Origin of the sequence: Enterobacter sp. E1 (assembly GCF_016809815.1) — a bacterium.
In the GTDB taxonomy this organism is placed as follows: Bacteria; Pseudomonadota; Gammaproteobacteria; order Enterobacterales; family Enterobacteriaceae; genus Enterobacter; species Enterobacter adelaidei.
The window spans coordinates 1,171,178-1,190,786 of record NZ_JAFBJM010000001.1 but is presented as its reverse complement, the minus strand read 5'-3'; the positions used below and the strand labels follow the sequence as shown (position 1 = coordinate 1,190,786).

Annotated in this window: 16 protein-coding genes; 11 read left to right on the top strand and 5 right to left on the bottom strand. The window is 54.7% G+C overall.

The window, feature by feature from the left end; all coding sequences use genetic code 11:
• Nucleotides 1-75: 75 nt before the first annotated feature.
• Both JGF26_RS05865 and ppnP read left to right on the top strand, forming a co-directional pair.
• Nucleotides 76-753: an AroM family protein gene (locus tag JGF26_RS05865; protein WP_028017679.1), complete on the top strand. Its 678-nt coding sequence runs from the start codon at nt 76-78 to the stop codon at nt 751-753.
• A 71-nt stretch (nt 754-824) separates the two neighbouring features.
• Nucleotides 825-1,112, top strand: coding sequence for a pyrimidine/purine nucleoside phosphorylase (ppnP, locus tag JGF26_RS05860; RefSeq protein ID WP_008503270.1), 288 nt, complete (start codon nt 825-827; stop codon nt 1,110-1,112).
• Between the two features lie 48 nt (nt 1,113-1,160).
• Here the strand turns inward: ppnP and rdgC are convergent, their stop codons facing one another.
• Nucleotides 1,161-2,075, bottom strand: a complete 915-nt coding sequence (rdgC, locus tag JGF26_RS05855; RefSeq protein WP_028017678.1) for a recombination-associated protein RdgC — start codon at nt 2,073-2,075, stop codon at nt 1,161-1,163.
• A 123-nt stretch (nt 2,076-2,198) separates the two neighbouring features.
• Here rdgC and mak point away from each other — a divergent pair, with 123 nt between their 5' ends.
• Complete coding sequence (gene mak, locus JGF26_RS05850) at nt 2,199-3,104, top strand: fructokinase (protein WP_108090716.1); 906 nt, start codon at nt 2,199-2,201, stop codon at nt 3,102-3,104.
• 74 nt (nt 3,105-3,178) lie between these two features.
• On the opposite strand, the gene sbcC is transcribed toward mak, so the two are convergent.
• Both sbcC and sbcD read right to left on the bottom strand, forming a co-directional pair.
• Complete coding sequence (sbcC, locus tag JGF26_RS05845; protein ID WP_134707187.1) at nt 3,179-6,310, bottom strand: exonuclease subunit SbcC; 3,132 nt, start codon at nt 6,308-6,310, stop codon at nt 3,179-3,181.
• Nucleotides 6,307-7,512, bottom strand: a complete 1,206-nt coding sequence (gene sbcD / locus JGF26_RS05840) for an exonuclease subunit SbcD (protein ID WP_128348500.1) — start codon at nt 7,510-7,512, stop codon at nt 6,307-6,309. Before sbcD ends, sbcC begins: the two co-directional genes overlap by 4 nt.
• 186 nt (nt 7,513-7,698) lie before the next feature.
• Between sbcD and phoB the strand changes: the two genes are divergently transcribed.
• From phoB to JGF26_RS05800, 8 genes are all read left to right on the top strand, one after another.
• Nucleotides 7,699-8,388: a phosphate response regulator transcription factor PhoB gene (gene phoB, locus JGF26_RS05835; protein ID WP_003859122.1), complete on the top strand. Its 690-nt coding sequence runs from the start codon at nt 7,699-7,701 to the stop codon at nt 8,386-8,388.
• A gap of 21 nt (nt 8,389-8,409) precedes the next feature.
• Nucleotides 8,410-9,705: a phosphate regulon sensor histidine kinase PhoR gene (gene phoR, locus JGF26_RS05830; RefSeq protein ID WP_134707189.1), complete on the top strand. Its 1,296-nt coding sequence runs from the start codon at nt 8,410-8,412 to the stop codon at nt 9,703-9,705.
• Nucleotides 9,706-10,114: 409 nt separating this feature from the next.
• Entirely contained in the window at nt 10,115-11,434 is a 1,320-nt protein-coding gene (brnQ, locus tag JGF26_RS05825; RefSeq protein ID WP_008503262.1) for a branched-chain amino acid transporter carrier protein BrnQ, read from the top strand.
• Between the two features lie 81 nt (nt 11,435-11,515).
• Nucleotides 11,516-12,889 carry a proline-specific permease ProY gene (gene proY / locus JGF26_RS05820; RefSeq protein WP_028017673.1) on the top strand — a complete coding sequence of 458 codons (1,374 nt, stop codon included), beginning with the start codon at nt 11,516-11,518 and terminating at the stop codon, nt 12,887-12,889.
• 131 nt (nt 12,890-13,020) lie between these two features.
• Nucleotides 13,021-14,838, top strand: coding sequence for a maltodextrin glucosidase (gene malZ / locus JGF26_RS05815; RefSeq protein ID WP_134707190.1), 1,818 nt, complete (start codon nt 13,021-13,023; stop codon nt 14,836-14,838).
• Nucleotides 14,839-15,038: 200 nt separating this feature from the next.
• Nucleotides 15,039-15,680 (top strand): hydrolase, encoded by a 642-nt coding sequence (locus JGF26_RS05810; RefSeq protein WP_014069092.1) that lies wholly within the window; start codon nt 15,039-15,041, stop codon nt 15,678-15,680.
• 48 nt (nt 15,681-15,728) lie between these two features.
• Nucleotides 15,729-16,274, top strand: coding sequence for an antibiotic biosynthesis monooxygenase (locus tag JGF26_RS05805; protein ID WP_028017671.1), 546 nt, complete (start codon nt 15,729-15,731; stop codon nt 16,272-16,274).
• A gap of 21 nt (nt 16,275-16,295) precedes the next feature.
• Complete coding sequence (locus tag JGF26_RS05800) at nt 16,296-18,164, top strand: amidohydrolase (RefSeq protein WP_134707191.1); 1,869 nt, start codon at nt 16,296-16,298, stop codon at nt 18,162-18,164.
• A 45-nt stretch (nt 18,165-18,209) separates the two neighbouring features.
• Here JGF26_RS05800 and JGF26_RS05795 read toward each other — a convergent pair whose 3' ends face one another.
• On the bottom strand, nt 18,210-18,812 hold the full coding sequence (locus JGF26_RS05795) for a peroxiredoxin (RefSeq protein ID WP_008503347.1): 603 nt from the start codon (nt 18,810-18,812) through the stop codon (nt 18,210-18,212).
• 127 nt (nt 18,813-18,939) lie between these two features.
• Nucleotides 18,940-19,521, bottom strand: a complete 582-nt coding sequence (acpH, locus tag JGF26_RS05790) for an ACP phosphodiesterase (protein ID WP_049007504.1) — start codon at nt 19,519-19,521, stop codon at nt 18,940-18,942.
• Nucleotides 19,522-19,609: the final 88 nt, after the last annotated feature.

Below are 19,609 nucleotides of genomic sequence, written 5' to 3'. Positions count from 1 at the left end.
TTGAAAAAATGAACTGTGCAGCGTAGTGAGCCTGTACCTGTGTGCACGATGTTGTAGTAATGGAAGGCGATAAAGATGAAGGCGACGTTGGCGATCCTCACCATTGGTGTGGTCCCTGTAAGCGAAGTGTTACCGCTCTTAACCGAGCATGTCTCTGAACAACAGATAACGCATCTTAGCCTGCTGGGGAAGATGAGTCGGGAAGAGGTCATGGAGGACTACGCTGTCGAGGCGGGGGAGGATCCCCTGGCGACGTTATTAAGTGACGGTAAACTGGCGCATGTTTCGCGTCAGAAAATCGAGCGCTCGCTGCAAGGGGTGATAGAAGTGCTCGATAATCAAGGTTATGACGTTATTTTGCTGATGAGTACCGCACCCATTAAAGGTCTCACGGCGCGTAATGCGATTCTGCTGGAGCCGATGCGCATCATCCCGCCGCTGGTGGCCTCAATTGTTGATGGTCATCAGGTGGGGGTCATCGTCCCGATTGAAGAGTTGATGGACAACCAGGAGGCAAAGTGGCACGTGCTTGAAAAAGTGCCCTTATATGCGCTGGCAAATCCTTTCTGGGATAGCGATGCCGCACTGATTGAGGCCGGACGTGAGTTGCTGGAGAGAGGGGCGGATGTGTTGATCCTGGACTGTCTTGGCTTCCACCAGCATCATCGCGATTTACTGCAGAAGGCGCTGGATGTGCCGGTGCTGTTATCCAATGTTCTGATGGCTCGCCTGGCTTCAGAGCTTCTGACGTAATGATTTTGCGTGACAGGTGATGAGCATGGCCCCTATAGTGAATTTTTATCTAAAAATATAAGGGCCAGTTCATGCTTCAAAGTAACGAATACTTTTCCGGTAAAGTGAAATCCATTGGTTTTACCAGCAGCAGCACTGGCCGCGCCAGTGTCGGTGTCATGGCCGAAGGGGAATACACTTTTGGTACGGCCGAAGCGGAAGAGATGACGGTCGTTAGCGGTGCGCTCAACGTCTTACTGCCGGGTGAAACGGAATGGAAAGTTTACGCAGCCGGGCAGGTTTTCAACGTTCCTGGCCACAGCGAGTTCCATCTGCAGGTTGCTGAACCGACCTCTTATCTGTGCCGCTATCTGAAATAAAAAATAAGCCGGGTGGCGCTAACGCATACCCGGCCTACGCTTTGCCTGTTATCTTTGCGCTTCGCCGCCGAGACCTTCCACCAGATTCTGAATCAACGCGGCCAGTTCCCCGGTCATCAGGATGAAGTCCGCGTCAAAGCGCTGGGCGTAATCTTCCCGGTCGATGTCTTCATTCTGATCGCGCAGTTCATCGCAGAACTTCAGACGTTTCACTGAACCGTCATCGCACATCATAAACTGAATCCGCTGCTGCCAGTCGAGCGCCAGTTTGGTCACCACTTTGCCCGCTTCGATGTGTACGGCAATCTCGTCGCTCACCAGATCCTGTTTCTTCGCGCGGATCACGCCGCCATCTTCCAGCAGGGCTTTCAGCTCGGCCTCATCGAGGATCTGGAAACCTTGCGCGGCAGCACCGCTGCGTACCCACTCGGTCAGGGTCAGCTCGATTGGCGTTTCCAGCGCCAACGGTACGACCGGCAGAGAGCCGATGCTTTTGCGCAGCAGAGCCAGCGTATCTTCTGCTTTTTTGGCGCTGGCGCAGTCCACCATAATCAGCCCGTTAACGGTATCGATCCACATCATGGTCTGGCTGAAGCGGCTAAAGGCGCGCGGCAGCAGAGAGTGCAGAACTTCGTCTTTCAGCGAATCTTTTTCGGTTTTCTTCAGCTTGCGACCCTGTTCGGCTTCCAGTTTGAAGATCTTCGCTTCGAGCGCCTGTTTAACCACCGGCGTTGGCAGAATTTTCTCTTCTTTACGGGCGCAGACGATGATTTGACCCGTGCTGCTGGCGTGGGTCAGTGCATCGCTTTGTGAACCCATTGGCGGAACCCAACCGGTTTTTGCCATATCCTGGCTACCGCAAGGGGAAAAGGTGTAAGCGGCTAACTGTTTTTCCATCTCTTCTGCACGCAGCGAAACGTCGCGGCTGAGACGGTAAACCATCAAATTTTTGAACCACAGCATGATAATTTCCACGGCCTTGTCGTTAAATCAGCGGGCATGATAACGAATTGTCGCATCGCTTGCATTGCTAATCGGGAAGCGTGCTTCTACTCTGTTGATAATCAAAATAATGAGGAGAGTCTTGTGCGTATTGGGATTGATTTGGGCGGCACCAAAACAGAAGTCATCGCACTGAGCGAGCAGGGGGAACAGCTGTTCCGCCACCGTCTGCCTACGCCGCGCGATGATTATCACCAGACTATCGAGACGATCGCGAGACTGGTTGAAATGGCAGAGCAGGCGACAGGACAAACCGGCTCCGTCGGAATGGGGATCCCCGGGTCGATCTCGCCTTATACCGGGGTGGTTAAAAATGCCAACTCGACGTGGCTAAACGGTCAGCCTTTTGATAAAGATTTGAGCGCGCGTCTGAAGCGCGAAGTGCGTCTGGCCAACGACGCCAACTGTCTGGCGGTTTCAGAAGCGATTGACGGCGCGGCTGCCGGTGCCCATACCGTTTTTGCCGTCATCATCGGTACCGGCTGCGGAGCAGGCGTGGCCTTAGGCGGGCGTGCCCATATCGGGGGTAACGGTACGGCGGGCGAGTGGGGACACAACCCACTGCCGTGGATGGATGAAGATGAGCTTAAATACCGCGCTGAAGTACCGTGCTATTGCGGCAAGCAAGGTTGTATTGAGACGTTTATCTCCGGTACCGGTTTTGCGACCGATTACCACCGTCTGAGTGGTCAGCCGCTCAAAGGGAGCGAGATCATGCGTCTGGTCGAAGAACAGGATTCGGTAGCTGAACTGGCGCTCCGCCGCTACGAAATGCGCCTGGCGAAATCGCTGGCGCACGTGGTGAATATTCTCGATCCGGACGTGATTGTGCTCGGCGGCGGCATGAGCAACGTCGACCGCCTGTACAGCACGGTCCCGAATCTGGTGAAACAGTGGGTGTTTGGCGGCGAGTGTGAGACCCCGATCCGCAAAGCGCTGCACGGTGATTCCAGCGGCGTGCGCGGTGCGGCATGGTTGTGGCCGGAATAAAAGCAAAGAGTGTTTATTCCCTCTCCCACAGGGAGAGGGCCAGGGTGAGGGCACCAGACTGCACCGCCCCCCATTCACTCCACCGCATACTCTTTATCCAGCCTGCTGTATCCCAGCCCGTTGATCTTTTTCACTTTAATCTGCACCGGAATACGCTCTTTCATCGCCTCAACGTGGCTGATCACACCGATGGTTTTTCCGGTGGCGTTCAGCGCGTCGAGCGCATCCAGCGCGGTATCCAGCGTTTCGCTGTCGAGCGTGCCGAACCCTTCATCCAGGAACAGCGAGTCGATCCGCGTTTTGTGACTCACCAGATCGGAAAGTGCCAGCGCCAGCGCCAGGCTGACCAGGAAACTTTCGCCACCAGAGAGCGTACGGGTGTCGCGCACGGCATCCGCCTGCCAGGTATCGACCACTTCCAGCTCCAGAGCATCGCTGGCTTTGCGCTGGAGCAAATAACGCCCGTGCAGGCGGTTAAGTTGCTGGTTAGCAAGCCAGACAAGATTATCCAGCGTCAGCCCCTGGGCGAACTTGCGGAACTTGTCGCCGGTACTGGAGCCGATAAGCGCATTCAGGTACCCCCAGTCGTCTGCCAGACGGCTGGCCTCTTCAATTTGCTGCATTAAAGCCAGTTGGTGCAGGCGGTTATCGCTATCCTGCTTAAGCTGCTGGCGGATCTCTCCCTGCCGCGTGGTGTTCTCACGAAGCTGCTGCGTCAGTTGCTGGAGCCGGATCTGCAGGCCTGGTGCATCGGCGTCGAGCCCTTCTGGCCGCAGCACCAGGTGCGCCTGCAACTGTTGGTTTGCCTGTCCGGACAAGGCGGCTGCCTGCTGTATCTGGTTTTCCAGCGATTGCTTCAGATGATTGAGGTGTTGGAGCATGTTCTCATCCAGCAGAGCGGCAAGGAACGCATCTTGATCGGCAAAACAGCTGGCTGACAGGGCCTGGGTGAATTGCACCTGCGATTGCTGCAGGCGCTCACGCTCCAGCGTTTCCTGCTGCCGGTGTGCCGCCAGTTGGCTCTGCAGAGACACGCATTCGTCGTGGATTGCGCGCCAGTTGTCAGGAATGGCGGGTTCGGTCTCTTCACTGTTGGTGACCGGAAGTGCGTCAAGCAGTGGCTTCAGGGCGTTTATACGTTCCTGAATCGCACCCTGCTGTGTCTGTTTTTCCTGCCACTGTGCGAACTCCGTTTCACGGGTGTTCAGCCAGGCGGCCTCTGTACCTTCTTCAGGTACGCTGAGTGAAAGTGCGGCCAGGGCGCTTTCCAGCCCCTGACGCGTTGTCGCCAGTTGCTGCTGGTACTGGCGTTCCTGCTCTTCCATTTCGTTGAGCTGGTTTTGCAGCGTCTGACGCTGGCTGAGCTGATAAAGCTGGCGTTCATAGTGCTCCTGTTCGCTCATCCAGATGGCAATATCTTCCTGAATATTCAGCGAAATATTTAATGCCGCGCAAACCTCCTGCCACTCTTTAGTGAGCGCTTGCTCTTCCTGAGAGAGTGTCTGCGCTTCGCCTGTCTCGCGCTGGATCTGTTGAGTCAGGGCATTAACCTGGCCCAGAACCAGCAGCCCTTCCTCTTTTAGCGAGGCGACCTCTTTTTCCAGGGCATCACGGCGGCGCTGATTATCAGTCAGTTCAAGTGCTTGATATTTCTCCACGGCGGGATGTTCGCTGGAGCCGCACAGTGGACAGGGTTTACCTGCCTCAAGCTGAGAACGATAGCTTTCCAGATCTTTAATCGTCGCTTCGCGTTCACACAGGGACTTCAGGTCCAGGTAGTGCTGGTTTTTCTCTTTGTATTGCTGGCGACGTAGCGTCAGTGTTTCATTGAGTTTTACCTGCTCAGCCTGTGCTTTCTGCACGCTTTCACCGTTCTGATGCAGGCGTTTTTGTAGCGGCTGATAGCGGGCATGGAGCGAGGTCAGACGTTGACGCATCGTTCGTGACTGCGCCTGTTGTTCCATCGCTACTGCAACCTCATCCGCCGTCAGCGTCAGGGTTGTTTCCGGCAGGGCGGCCCGTTTATGGCGTAATTCAGTGAGGCGGACGGTCAGGGCAGTAAGCTGATTTTTATCACGGCCAAGCTGAGCGAAGTGCGCTCGCCAGCCTGCCATTTCCTGTCCCCATAAGCGGAATCGATCATGTTCTGCCTGCCACTGCGTCAGAACCGTTAATTCGGTCTGAAGCTGCTCATGGGTACGAATGGCGGTATTACGGATACGCGAGCGCAGCGCGGTTTTATCTTGTAAGCGAGTATTTACTTCGATAATTCGCTGCTGGGTTTGAGCCAGACGCGAGGCTTGCTCTTGCTGGTGCTCCCAAAGCGGTCGAAGCTGAGCGGCGGGTTGAGCAAGCTGGAGCTTTGCCAGGTCAGGCGCGGCGTCGGTCAGCGCCTGCTGTGCCTGCTGTTGTAACACGCTTACGCGCTGTTGCTCGCGAAGAAGCTCATCATGGCGCGTAAGCCACTGATAATCTTTCTGCTGGCGCTGTTGCTGTGCCAGCAGTGTTTTCTCTTCGTCAGTAAGTGCCTGCAAACTTTGCTGTAACTGCTGCTGTTGCTCTTCGCTCAACAGCACCACACCCGCTGCCTGTGCCTCGCGCATTTCAAGTACGTTTCGGGCGGCTTTGTGTTTCTCAAATATCCTGGCGGAAATCTGGCCATAGATCTCGGTTCCGGTCAGTTCTTCCAGCAGCTCTGCGCGATCGCTCGGTTTGGCATTGAGGAAAGCGGCAAACTGCCCCTGAGAAAGCAGCATTGAACGGGTAAATCGGCCATAGTCCAGCCCGGTGAGCGCGGCGGTTTGCTCCAGTTTATCTGTCACTTTGTCGGCGAGAATCTTGCCATCTTCGCAGCGAGCCAGTTCCACACGCGGTGCCTGCAGGTTCCCGTCTGGCTGATTACGCGCCCGGTTCTGGCTCCAGAAGGCGCGGTAGGCGGTACCTTTTACTTCAAACTCAACCTCGGCCAGACACTCGGCGGTATCACGCGTCATCAGATCGTTTTGCGCCTGAGACACTTTTTGCAGACGCGGCGTTTCGTGATAGAGCGCCAGACAGATGGCGTCGAGCAGGGTGGTCTTGCCTGCACCGGTCGCACCGGTAATGGCAAACAGCCCGTTGCTGGCAAAGGGCTCAGCGGTAAAGTCAATTTTCCACTCGCCCTTGAGTGAGTTGAGGTTTTTCAGACGCAGGCTCAGGATTTTCATGCGTTCTCTTCCTCGTTATTCAGCGCGTGGAGCGTATGGGCGAACAGCTCGTTCAGCCGGGCGCGTTTTGCATCGTCCATCTCTTCCTGGGCCAGTCGGCGTTCAAAAACCTCTTCGACTTTAAGTTCACTCAGCGTTTCGCGCTGAGCACTCAGCAGGATTTTTTCGCGCTGCTCGCGACTACGGCGTACCAGTAAAACCTCGACAGGAAGATCTTCCGTCAGCGCCTGAATTTTTCGCTGCATATCATGCAGATAGTCGTCTGTCGTGATTTCGATATCCAGCCAGACGGGGGGATTAAGCGCAGTGCCACGCCACTGTTCAAGCTGGGAGGTGATGGCATCAAGGTCACCCTTCAGCACCGCCAGCGGCTGGGTAACAGGGACTTCCAGCGTTTCGACGGCGCTGAGTTTACCTCCGTTAAAACTCACCAGATGCACAGATTTGGCTTTACCTGTCTCATCAAAACTCAGCGAAATGGGCGAGCCACAATAGCGAATGTGTTCGCAGCCACCGATGATCTGCGCGCGGTGGATATGCCCTAGCGCAATGTAGTCGGCAGGCGGGAAATTTTGCGCCGGGAACGCATCCAGCGTACCAATATAGATGTCACGTACGGCGTCACTTTTACTGGCTCCGACGGTGGTGAGATGCCCGGTCGCAATCACCGGAATGAGCTGTTCGCCGCGCAAGGTACAGGCATCGGTATATTGTTGGTGATAATAGTCAGTGATGCTCTGCAACAGATGCTGCTGTTTTTCCCCGCCGGACATCCCTGCCTGGCTCTGCACGATATCGCGTGGGCGCAGGAAGGGAACCGGGCACAGCACCGCCCCCGGTGTACCGTCACGTTTTTTCAGGATCTGCGGCGCATGCCCGGCACTGGCCACCACGGTAGTGTTCAGGAAGGCCAGGATGTCGCGGGATTCATTCAGCGTGGCGACGGAGTCGTGATTACCGGCGACAATCACCAGATGGCAGCCTGTTTGCTGCAGATTTACCACGAAGCGGTTGTACAGCTCACGCGCATAGCTTGGCGGCGAGCCGGTGTCGAAAATGTCACCCGCGACAATAATCGCATCCACTTCGCGCGATCGGGCCGTATCCAGCAGCCAGTTCAGGAACGCTTCATGCTCAGCTGCCCTGCTTTTGCTGTAAAAGTTTTGACCCAGATGCCAGTCCGAAGTGTGAAGTATGCGCATAGGAGATCCGTGGCGAAAAAAGATGTTGGCGATTATAAACATTCAGGGGCAGAAAATAACCGCTGTAATAAAACAACAGTTTGCCATTTATAGTGGTAAGGTTTTTCATAAATCTGTCATAAATCTGACGCATAATGACGCCGCATTACAAACTTGTAACTTAAATAAGATAAGACAGGGCAAAGTATGGCGAGACGTATTCTGGTCGTAGAAGATGAAGCTCCAATTCGTGAAATGGTGTGCTTCGTGCTCGAACAAAATGGCTTCCAGCCGGTTGAAGCGGAAGATTATGACAGCGCGGTGAACCAGTTGAATGAGCCCTGGCCCGATCTGATTCTGCTCGACTGGATGTTGCCTGGCGGCTCTGGACTGCAGTTTATCAAACACATTAAACGTGAAGCGATGACCCGCGATATCCCCGTTGTCATGCTCACGGCACGTGGTGAAGAAGAGGATCGCGTGCGTGGGCTTGAAACGGGTGCCGATGATTACATTACCAAGCCGTTCTCCCCGAAAGAGCTGGTTGCTCGTATCAAAGCCGTAATGCGCCGCATTTCACCGATGGCAGTGGAAGAGGTGATTGAGATGCAAGGTCTGAGCCTTGACCCGACCTCACACCGCGTCATGACGGGCGAAAACCCACTCGACATGGGGCCTACCGAATTTAAACTCCTGCACTTCTTTATGACTCACCCGGAACGCGTTTACAGCCGCGAACAGTTGCTGAATAACGTCTGGGGAACTAACGTGTATGTCGAAGACCGGACGGTTGACGTCCATATCCGCCGCCTGCGAAAAGCGCTAGAACTGAGCGGCCACGATCGCATGGTGCAGACGGTCCGCGGCACGGGTTATCGTTTTTCTACCCGTTTCTGAACAATGACAGGAGTGTGACGCGTGCTGGAACGTCTGTCATGGAAAAGGCTCGTCTTTGAACTGATCTTATGTTGTATTCCGGCCTTCATTCTGGGGGCCTTTCTTGGACATCTGCCGTGGTTTCTGCTGGCCTCGGTCACCGGGCTGCTGATCTGGCATTTCTGGAACCTGTTACGCCTCTCCTGGTGGCTATGGGTTGACCGAAGTATGACGCCTCCACCGGGAAGCGGCAGTTGGGAACCGCTGCTTTACGGTTTGCATCAGATGCAGATGCGTAATAAAAAGCGCCGCCGCGAACTGGGAAGCCTGATCAAGCGTTTTCGCAGCGGGGCGGAGTCGCTACCGGATGCGGTCATTCTGACGACCGAAGAAGGGACAATCTTCTGGTGTAATGGTCTTGCGCAACAGTTGCTGGGGTTGCGCTGGCCGGATGATAATGGCCAGAATATCCTCAACCTTCTGCGTTATCCTGAGTTTGCGCAGTATCTAAAAAAGCGTGATTTTACCGGTCCGCATAATCTGAAACTCAATAATGGTCGCCATCTGGAAATCCGCGTGATGCCCTACAGCGATCGGCAGTGGCTGATGGTGGCGCGCGATGTCACCCAGATGCACCAGCTGGAAGGCGCGCGACGCAACTTCTTCGCGAACGTGAGCCACGAATTACGCACCCCGTTGACCGTACTTCAGGGTTACCTGGAGATGATGCAGGAGCAAACGCTTGAAGGTGCGCCACGTGAAAAAGCGCTGCACACCATGCGCGAGCAAACGCACCGTATGGAAGGTCTGGTGAAACAGCTGTTGACGCTCTCAAAGATCGAAGCGGCGCCAACGCTTGCGCTGAATGACACTATTGATGTCCCCATGATGCTGCGGGTGGTGGAGCGTGAAGCACAAACGTTAAGCCATAAGAAGCACCACCTGATCTTTGAGGTCGACAATACGCTGAAGGTTTTGGGCAGTGAAGATGAGTTGCGCAGCGCCATTTCCAACCTGGTGTATAACGCGGTGAATCATACGCCGGAAGGGACGGAGATCGTGGTGCGCTGGCAGCATACCCCTACGGGCGCTGAATTTAGCGTCGAGGATAATGGTCCGGGGATTGCTCCGGAGCACATCCCGCGTCTGACCGAACGCTTCTATCGCGTGGATAAGGCGCGATCGCGACAGACAGGGGGAAGCGGTCTGGGGCTGGCGATTGTAAAACATGCCGTCAATCACCATGAAAGCCGCCTCGATATTCAGAGTACCCTGGGTAAGGGAACCCGCTTTAGTTTCGTGATCCCGGAACGATTAATTGCCAAAAAGATCGCCTGATAACGGGTGTGTCATTTTACCTTTCCACGGGTCAGCGTTTGCTGGCCCGTTTGCTTTGCAGTCAAACGAAACGCGAATGAATTTTATACGGCTGACTGTTTTTTGTTCGCATGATTAGCCATGGGTTTTTCTGATAATTAGCGTATTGTGCTGGTGTGTTTTTTCATGGTGGCATATTGTTCTGGTTTTGCGATCCCACCTTGCCTTTAAACGTTATAAGCGTTTAAATTGCGCCCCAGATACTGTCAGACCGACTGTATTTGCGTGGTAAATCGAAAAACTATTCTTCTCCACGCCAGGACGGGAGCATTTCCCGCTGAAATTGAGCAATTTTTCGGCTGTATCTTCCCACCAGGGAAATCGAAAAGCTCAATGTTTTCAACACCACATCCACAGGCAGTAAGGTTTTATGACCCATCACTTAAAATCGCGTGACATCATCGCGCTGGGCTTTATGACATTTGCGCTGTTCGTTGGCGCAGGCAACATCATTTTCCCTCCAATGGTTGGTTTACAGGCGGGTGAACACGTCTGGACTGCCGCATTTGGTTTCCTGATTACTGCTGTGGGTTTACCGGTACTGACCGTTATCGCCCTGGCGAAAGTGGGTGGCGGTGTTGATAGCCTCAGCACCCCGATCGGCAAAGTGGCGGGTGTTCTGCTGGCAACCGTCTGCTATCTGGCAGTGGGCCCACTGTTTGCGACCCCGCGCACGGCGACCGTTTCCTTCGAAGTGGGCATTGCTCCTCTGACCGGTGACGGCGCGATGCCGCTGTTTATCTACAGCCTGATCTACTTCGCGATTGTGATTCTGGTTTCTCTCTATCCGGGCAAGCTGCTGGATACCGTAGGTAACTTCCTGGCTCCGCTGAAAATTGTGGCGTTGATTGTGCTGGCGGTTGCGGCGATTGTCTGGCCGGCAGGTCCGATTAGCGACGCCATGGATGCCTACAAAAATGCCGCATTCTCCAACGGCTTTGTGAACGGCTACCTGACGATGGATACGCTGGGCGCAATGGTGTTTGGTATCGTCATCGTTAACGCCGCGCGTTCCCGTGGTGTGACCGAAGCACGTCTGCTGACCCGCTACACCATCTGGGCTGGCCTGATGGCCGGCGTGGGCCTGACGCTGCTCTATCTGGCGCTGTTCCGTCTGGGTTCCGATAGCGCCATGCTGGTTGATCAAAACGCGAATGGCGCGGCTATTCTGCATGCTTATGTTCAGCACACCTTCGGCGGTGCGGGCAGTATGCTGCTGGCTGCGCTCATCTTCCTGGCATGTCTGGTGACCGCCGTTGGCCTGACCTGCGCCTGTGCTGAGTTCTTTGCGCAGTATCTGCCGCTCTCTTACCGCACTCTGGTGTTTATTCTCGGCATTTTCTCCATGGCGGTGTCCAACCTCGGTCTGAGCCACCTGATTCAGGTCTCTATTCCGGTGCTGACGGCTATCTACCCGCCGTGTATCGTGCTGGTGGTACTGAGCTTTACTCGCCCGTGGTGGAATAACTCCTCACGAATTATTGCGCCAGCCATGTTTATCAGCCTGATTTTTGGTATCCTTGACGGGATTAAAGCATCAGCTTTCGCAGAAATTTTGCCAGCCTGGACACAGCGTCTGCCGCTGTCCGAACAAGGCCTGGCCTGGCTGATGCCTACCGTTGTTGCATTGGTTCTGGCGGTTATCTGGGATCGTGCTGCAGGGCGTCAGGTCGCATCGAACGCCCATTAATCAACGGCAACAAACTGTTTAACCACGGGGCTTAAGGCCCCGTGGTTTTTTGTTTTTTTCGTGTTGAATGGCAAGATTTAAATGGAAAGCACTAACAAACTTAAACGTGGACTCAGCACGCGCCACATCCGCTTTATGGCGCTGGGCTCCGCTATCGGTACCGGTCTTTTTTATGGCTCGGCAGATGCCATTAAAATGGCCGGTCCAAGCGTTCTGTTGGCCTACATCATCGGCGGTGTGGCGGCCTATATCATCATGCGTGCCCTCGGGGAGATGTCGGTTCACAATCCGTCAGCCAGTTCGTTCTCCCGTTACGCGCAGGAAAACTTAGGTCCGCTGGCCGGGTTTATTACCGGCTGGACCTATTGCTTTGAAATCCTGATTGTGGCGATTGCCGATGTGACCGCGTTTGGTATCTATATGGGGGTCTGGTTCCCGGCGGTACCGCACTGGATTTGGGTGCTGAGCGTGGTGCTGATCATCTGCGCGGTTAACCTGATGAGCGTGAAAGTCTTCGGTGAACTGGAGTTCTGGTTCTCTTTCTTTAAGGTCGCCACCATTATCATCATGATTGTCGCTGGTTTTGGGATCATCATCTGGGGGATTGGTAACGGCGGTCAGCCCACCGGTATCCATAACCTCTGGAGCAACGGCGGCTTCTTCAGTAATGGCTGGCTCGGCATGGTGATGTCGCTCCAGATGGTGATGTTTGCCTACGGCGGTATTGAGATTATCGGTATCACCGCCGGGGAAGCGAAAGACCCGGAGAAGTCGATTCCGCGCGCCATCAACTCGGTGCCGATGCGTATTCTGGTGTTCTATGTGGGTACGCTGTTCGTGATCATGTCCATCTACCCGTGGAACCAGGTGGGCACTAACGGTAGCCCGTTTGTACTGACTTTCCAGCATATGGGCATTGCGTTTGCTGCCAGTATTCTGAACTTTGTCGTGCTGACAGCGTCGCTTTCCGCGATCAACAGTGACGTCTTTGGCGTGGGGCGTATGCTGCACGGCATGGCGGAGCAGGGCAGTGCGCCAAAGGTATTTGCCAAAACCTCACGCCGCGGTACGCCGTGGGTCACCGTGGTGGTGATGACCGTGGCGCTGCTGTTCTCGGTTTACCTGAATTACATCATGCCGGAGAACGTCTTCCTGGTGATTGCATCGCTGGCGACCTTCGCGACGGTGTGGGTGTGGATTATGATCCTGCTGTCACAGATTGCATTCCGCCGTCGTCTGTCTCCGGATGAGGTGAAAGCGCTGAAGTTCAAAGTGCCGGGCGGTGTGGCAACGACCGTGGTTGGCCTGCTCTTCCTGGTCTTTATCATCGCCCTGATTGGCTACCACCCGGATACCCGTATTTCCTTATACGTCGGCTTCGCGTGGATCGTCCTGCTACTGGTTGGCTGGATGTTTAAATGCCGCCGTGACCGTCAGCTGGCAGAAGCACAGTAATGTTAATGCCCGACGATGTCGGGCATTTTTTCTCCTCCCCCATCCTCCTCCCCCAATAAACCGCATCATGATGAGCTAACCTTAACCACCCTGTGGCAAGGTGACGTCAATTTCATCAAAGGGGATTCGTGATGTTAAACGCCTGGCACCTTCCGGTTGCCCCATTTGTTAAGCAAAACAAAGACAACCTTGTGATTACGCTCTGGCTGACGGGGGAAAATCAGCCTGAACGCGTGACGCTCCGCGCCGAAATTGATAACGAAGAGACCGCGCTGAAAATGCACAAACAGCGTAGCCAGCCGCAGCCGGGTATCACAGCCTGGCGGGCAAATATCGACTTGCGCAGCGGGCAGCCACGCCGGCGCTACAGTTTCAAACTGCTGTGGAACAACCGTCAGCTGTGGTTTACCCCGCAGGGGTTTAGCCGTTTCCCTCCGGCCCGTCTTGAGCAGTTTGCCGTTGATTACCCGGATAACGGACCGCAATGGGTTAACGATCAGGTCTTTTACCAGATTTTCCCGGACCGCTTTGCCCGCAGTGAAAAACGCACTGCTGACCAGGATAAGATCTATCACCACCATGCCGCGGGCCATGACATTATCCTGAAAGCGTGGGATGAACCACTAACCGCGCAGGCGGGCGGTTCGACGTTCTACGGCGGCGATCTCGACGGTATCAGCGAAAAGTTGCCGTACCTGAAAAAGCTCGGCGTGACGGCGCTGTATCTCAACCCGGTGTTTAAAGCTCCGAGCGTACACAAATACGATACCGAAGATTATCGCCACGTTGACGCGCAGTTTGGCGGCGATGAGGCGTTATTGCGCCTGCGGCAGAACACCAGAAATGAAGGCATGCGCCTGATTCTGGACGGCGTGTTTAACCACAGCGGAGATTCACACGCGTGGTTTGACCGTCATAATCAGTCGATGAGCGGAGCATGCCATAACCCGGATTCACCGCAGAGAAGCTGGTATAGCTTTAATGAGGAGGGACGAGCGCTGGACTGGCTGGGTTATCCGAGCCTGCCAAAGCTGGATTTCCAGTCTCCTTCTCTGATCGATGAAATCTACGGCGGTGAAGACAGCATTGTGCGCCACTGGCTGAAAGCACCGTGGAATATGGATGGCTGGCGCCTGGATGTGGTGCACATGCTGGGCGAAGCGGGCGGGGCGCGGAACAATATTCAACACGTCACGGGTATTACCCGCTCGGCAAAAGTGGCTCAGCCAGAGGCATTTGTATTTGGCGAACATTTTGGCGATGCGCGCCAGTGGCTGCAGGCCGATGCGGAAGATGCGGCGATGAACTATCGTGGCTTTACCTTCCCGCTGTGGGGATTCCTCGCGAATACCGATATCTCCTACGATCCGAATCACATTGATGCCGAAACCTGTATGGCGTGGATGGATAATTACCGCGCTGGTCTGTCGCATCAGCAGCAACTGAGAATGTTTAATCAGCTGGATAGCCACGATACGGCGCGCTTTAAATCCCTGCTTGGCAAGGATGTGGCGCGTCTGCCGCTGGCGGTCACCTGGCTCTTCACATGGCCAGGCGTACCCTGTATTTACTACGGTGATGAAGTAGGGTTGGACGGTAACAATGATCCCTTCTGCCGCAAAACCTTCCCGTGGCAGCCAGCGAAACAGGACAAGGTGCTGTTCAGCCTTTATCAGCGGTTGGCGAAGTTACGTAAACAGCACCAGGCATTACGCTATGGCGGATGCCAGGTGCTGTACGCCCACGACAACGTGGTGGTGTTTGTCCGTGTTTATAACCAGCAGCGCGTGCTGGTGGCGATTAACCGGGGTGAGGCCTGTGAAGTGGTGCTGGATGACTCCCCATTGCTGCACGTGAAGGCGTGGCAATGTAAGGAGGGTAAAGGGACTCTTCAGGAAGGCATACTCTCATTACCTGCAATTTCTGCTTCCATCTGGTTCGGTAATTAATCTCTGTCTGCAACCGGTACGGTGTACGGGTTGCAGAATATTTCCCTGTGTTGTTCGGTTTTATTCAACAGAGGGGACAAATATCTTTACTATTCGCTCAGTCAATTCTCGCTATACTCAATTTGCTTTATCAGTCAGGGCCCTTTCTCATATAGCACACCGAATGTTTACTTTTAACCCATTGTTTAAAAGGTACTTTTATGTCTATTCGTGAACTGATTGACCCATCCAATTCCGCACTGATTTTTATCGATCACCAACCGCAAATGTCCTTTGGTGTCGCTAATATTGACCGTCAATTGCTGAAGAATAATACGGTAGCACTGGCGAAAGCCGGCAAAATTTTTGATGTTCCTGTTATCTACACGTCGGTCGAAACGAAAAGCTTCAGCGGCTATATCTGGCCAGAATTGCTGGCGGTTCATCCGGATGTCAAACCCATTGAACGTACCTCGATGAACTCCTGGGAAGACGATGCGTTTGTTGCGGCAGTTAAAGCAACGGGCCGTAAGAAACTTATCATCTCAGCCCTGTGGACCGAGGTTTGCCTGACTTTCCCGGCGCTGATGGCGCTCGACGAAGGCTTCGAAGTGTACGTGGTAACCGATACGTCCGGCGGTACATCCGTTGATGCGCACGAACGAGCGATTGACCGTATGGTTCAGGCCGGGGCCGTACCGGTGACCTGGCAGCAGGTGCTGCTTGAGTACCAGCGCGACTGGTCACGCAAAGGCACTTACGACGCGGTAATGGACCTGGTTCGCGAGCACAGCGGGGCTTATGGCATGGGCGTTGATTATGCCTACACCCTCGTTCATGGCGCGCCAGAACGTAAAGCGTAAACCTTTCAGGGCGGGGTTCTCCCGCCCATCAATGACCAGGGAGCTTTTATGGCGCAAACATCACATGTGACGCTGGTGATTACTCACACGTTACTTCCGGGACAGGCTGAGCACTACGAACAGTGGCTTGGCAGGATCATGCCCATCGCGGCGGAATTTCCCGGCCATCTGGGCGCGAACGTGATCCGCCCGTCCGAAGGGCAAAACCTGTGGACGGTGATTATCCGCTTCGACACCCTCGAACACCTCTATGAGTGGACTCAGTCTGATACCCGCAATGCGCTGGTGAAAGAGATTGAACCGCTGCTGGCGGAAGGCGACAAAACCGAAGTGCGTACGGAACCTGCGTTCTGGTTTACGCCACCGGAGACACACGTACGTAAGCCAAAACAGTGGAAACAGTTTCTGATCACGCTCCTGGTGATCTTTCCCAGCACCAATCTGGTACCACAAGTGACTGGCGCGCTGCTTCCTGGCCTGAAAGGCTCATTGCTGCTGCATTTGATTAACGATGCCTGTGTGGTCGCGCTGGTGGTCTGGCTGTGGATGCCCATCGTGACCCGTCTGTTTGCCGGATGGCTAAAAAAAGCCTGATTCGGCCGAAAGGAGTACGTTATGTCTCAAACTGCCACACTGATCTTAACTAAAGGTAAGATCCATACATTCGATCGTGAAAATCCGCTTACCGAGGCGGTGGCGATCGCCAACGGCAAGATCCTTGCTACGGGTAATCACGATCGCATCATGAGTTATGCGACGCAGGGAACGCAGATCGTCGATTTACAGGGAAGCACGGTAATCCCTGGCCTGAACGATTCTCACCTGCACCTTATTCGCGGCGGGCTCAATTACAACCTGGAGCTGCGCTGGGAAGGTGTTCCTTCACTGGCGGATGCGTTGCGCATGCTTAAAGTTCAGGCCGACCGCACGCCGTCACCACAGTGGGTGCGTGTTGTCGGCGGCTGGAGCGAGTTTCAGTTTGCTGAACGTCGAATGCCGACCATCGAAGAACTCAATGAGGCGGCACCGGACACCCCGGTATTTGTGCTGCATCTCTACGATCGCGCGTTGCTCAACCGTGCAGCCTTGAAAGCTGTCGGGTATACCAAAGAGACCCCGAACCCGCCGGGCGGCGAGATTGTGCGCGACAACAACGGTAACCCGACCGGGATGCTGATCGCCAAACCTAATGCAATGATCCTCTACGCCACACTGGCGAAAGGGCCGAAACTGCCGATTGAGCAGCAGGTGAACTCTACGCGCCAGTTTATGCGCGAGCTGAACCACCTGGGATTGACCAGCGCAATTGATGCAGGGGGTGGTTTCCAGAACTACCCGGAAGATTACGAGGTAATTGCTGAGCTGCACGCCAAAGCGCAGATGACTGTGCGCATTGCTTACAACCTCTTTACCCAGCGCCCAAAACAGGAACTGGACGATTTTGAGCGCTGGACAGATATGCTCAAGCCGGGTCAGGGAACGGATTTCTATCGCGCGAACGGGGCCGGTGAGATGCTGGTCTTCTCGGCGGCGGATTTCGAGGATTTCCTTCAGCCGCGTCCGGATCTGCCGGAAGGAATGGAAGACGAACTGGAGCGTGTGGTGCGTCATCTGGTGGAAAACCGCTGGCCGTTCCGCCTGCACGCGACTTACGACGAATCCATCAGTCGGATGCTGGATGTGTTCGAGAAAGTAAACCGCGATATCCCGTTCAACGGGCTGCACTGGTTCTTCGACCATGCAGAAACCATTACCGAGCGCAATATTGAACGCGTTAAGGCGTTGGGCGGTGGGATTGCGGTCCAGCACCGCATGGCATTCCAGGGCGAGTACTTTGTCGACCGCTATGGCAAAGAGGCGGTGAAGCATACGCCGCCGGTAGCGAAAATGCTGGAACTGGAGGTGCCGGTTGGGTTAGGTACGGACGCGACCCGCGTGGCGAGCTATAACCCGTGGACGGCGCTCTACTGGCTGGTATCCGGGCGTACCGTGGGTGGGCTTGCGATGTATGAAGACAATAACCGTCTGCCGCGTGACGTAGCTCTTGAGCTGTGGACGGCAGGCAGTGCGTGGTTTTCCAGCGAGCAGGGTAAAAAAGGTCGCCTGGTAGAAGGGCAACTGGCGGACCTGGTGGTGCTGTCGAAAGACTACTTCAGCGTGCCGGAAGAGGAGATCAAAGGTATTGAATCGGTACTGACCGTGGTGGATGGCAAGGTGGTGTATGCCGCCGGACATTTCAGCCCACTGTCGCCACCGCCAATTCCGGTTGTGCCAGAGTGGTCGCCAGTGGTGAAGGTACCCGGACATTATCGCTCCGCACCGCCAGCCGCCAGTAAAGTGGGCGCGGTGGTACAGATGCACCAGTGCATCGGGAGTTGTGGCGTGCATGGGCATGCGCACGGTATCGCGCGCCAGTCGGATATTCCTGTCTCCGATGAACAGGCATTCTGGGGCGTGTTAGGGTGTTCGTGCTTCGCGTTCTAAAACAAAAGGCCCGCATAAGCGGGCCTTTTTCGTAAACCGTGCCGATTACAGGCTGGATACGTTCTCAGACAGGTATTTCGCTACGCCGTCTGGAGAGGCAGCCATACCTTCTTTACCTTTTTCCCACTGAGCCGGGCATACTTCACCGTGCTCTTCGTGGAACTGCAGCGCGTCAACCATACGCAGCATTTCGTCGATGTTACGACCCAGCGGCAGATCGTTCACAACCTGGTGACGCACGATGCCGTTTGCGTCGATCAGGAAAGAACCACGCAGTGCAACGCCAGCGTCCGGATGTTCGATACCGTAAGCCTGCTGGATTTCGCGTTTGATGTCCGCAACCATTGCGTATTTCACCGCACCGATGCCGCCTTTGTCGACAGGGGTGTTACGCCATGCGTTGTGTACAAATTCAGAGTCGAAGGAGACGCCAACAACTTCTACGCCACGCTTCTGGAATTCTTCGTAACGTTTGTCGAACGCGATCAGCTCAGATGGGCAAACGAAAGTGAAGTCCATTGGCCAGAAGAACAGAACGGTCGCTTTACCGTTGGTGTGCTGTTTGAAGTTGAAGTTTTCAACGATTTCACCGTTGCCCAGAACTGCTGCAGCTGTAAAATCCGGAGCCGGACGAGTTACCAGAACCATATGATTCTCCTGTAGATACTAAGGTTATTTGGAACGCAACGCGAGCCAGTATAGAGAGTGTTCCAGGATAAGACAAAGAGGTGGTGACAATCGTTCCGCCAGCTTTTACCTATCAATGCGAATTCTGTCAGAGCTGTTTGCTTTTCGCCTGCGCCATCATGCGCGGATAGAATTGCCAGAATCGGGTCTCCAGCGCATCGTAATGTTCATCCAGGTCATACCAGGAGTCGCGCAGCGCATCCAGGCGCGGTCGGCGACTGGCCATCCCATTTAACACATTCTGAATGAAATCCATCTCGCGATAGCGCTCCAGCCAGCGTTCTGACCACAGGTAGTTATTCAGATTCACAAAGCGCGGCGGCGAGTCGGGCAAAATGATTGACACCTGCTGGTGGGCATAGCGCACAAAATCCGGTAATGGCAACTCCGGCGAGAGTTGTGCCCAGTGGCGCGACAGGAAATGATCCCACATCACATCAAGCGTGATCGGCGCTACCCGGCGCGTTTCGGGGCGAAACCACGCTTTGGCTTCCGTCACTTCCGGCAAGTTATCTGTCAGCACGTCGATACGACGATGCATAAAAATACCGTCAACGATCTCAGGGGAATAGTTTTCAGCGGGGTTACCGCGTACGAAATCGGCCAGCAAATTACCGGAAAGGGAGCTGTCAGCGAGGTGGGCGAGATGCAGGTGAGCGAGAAAATTCATGCGTTTTATTTGTCCGGGGGTGGCTAGTTGTTGCAGCAAAAGGGTGTGAGCACTAGACTATGCCGCCTGTTTTTAAGTCACGAGTATA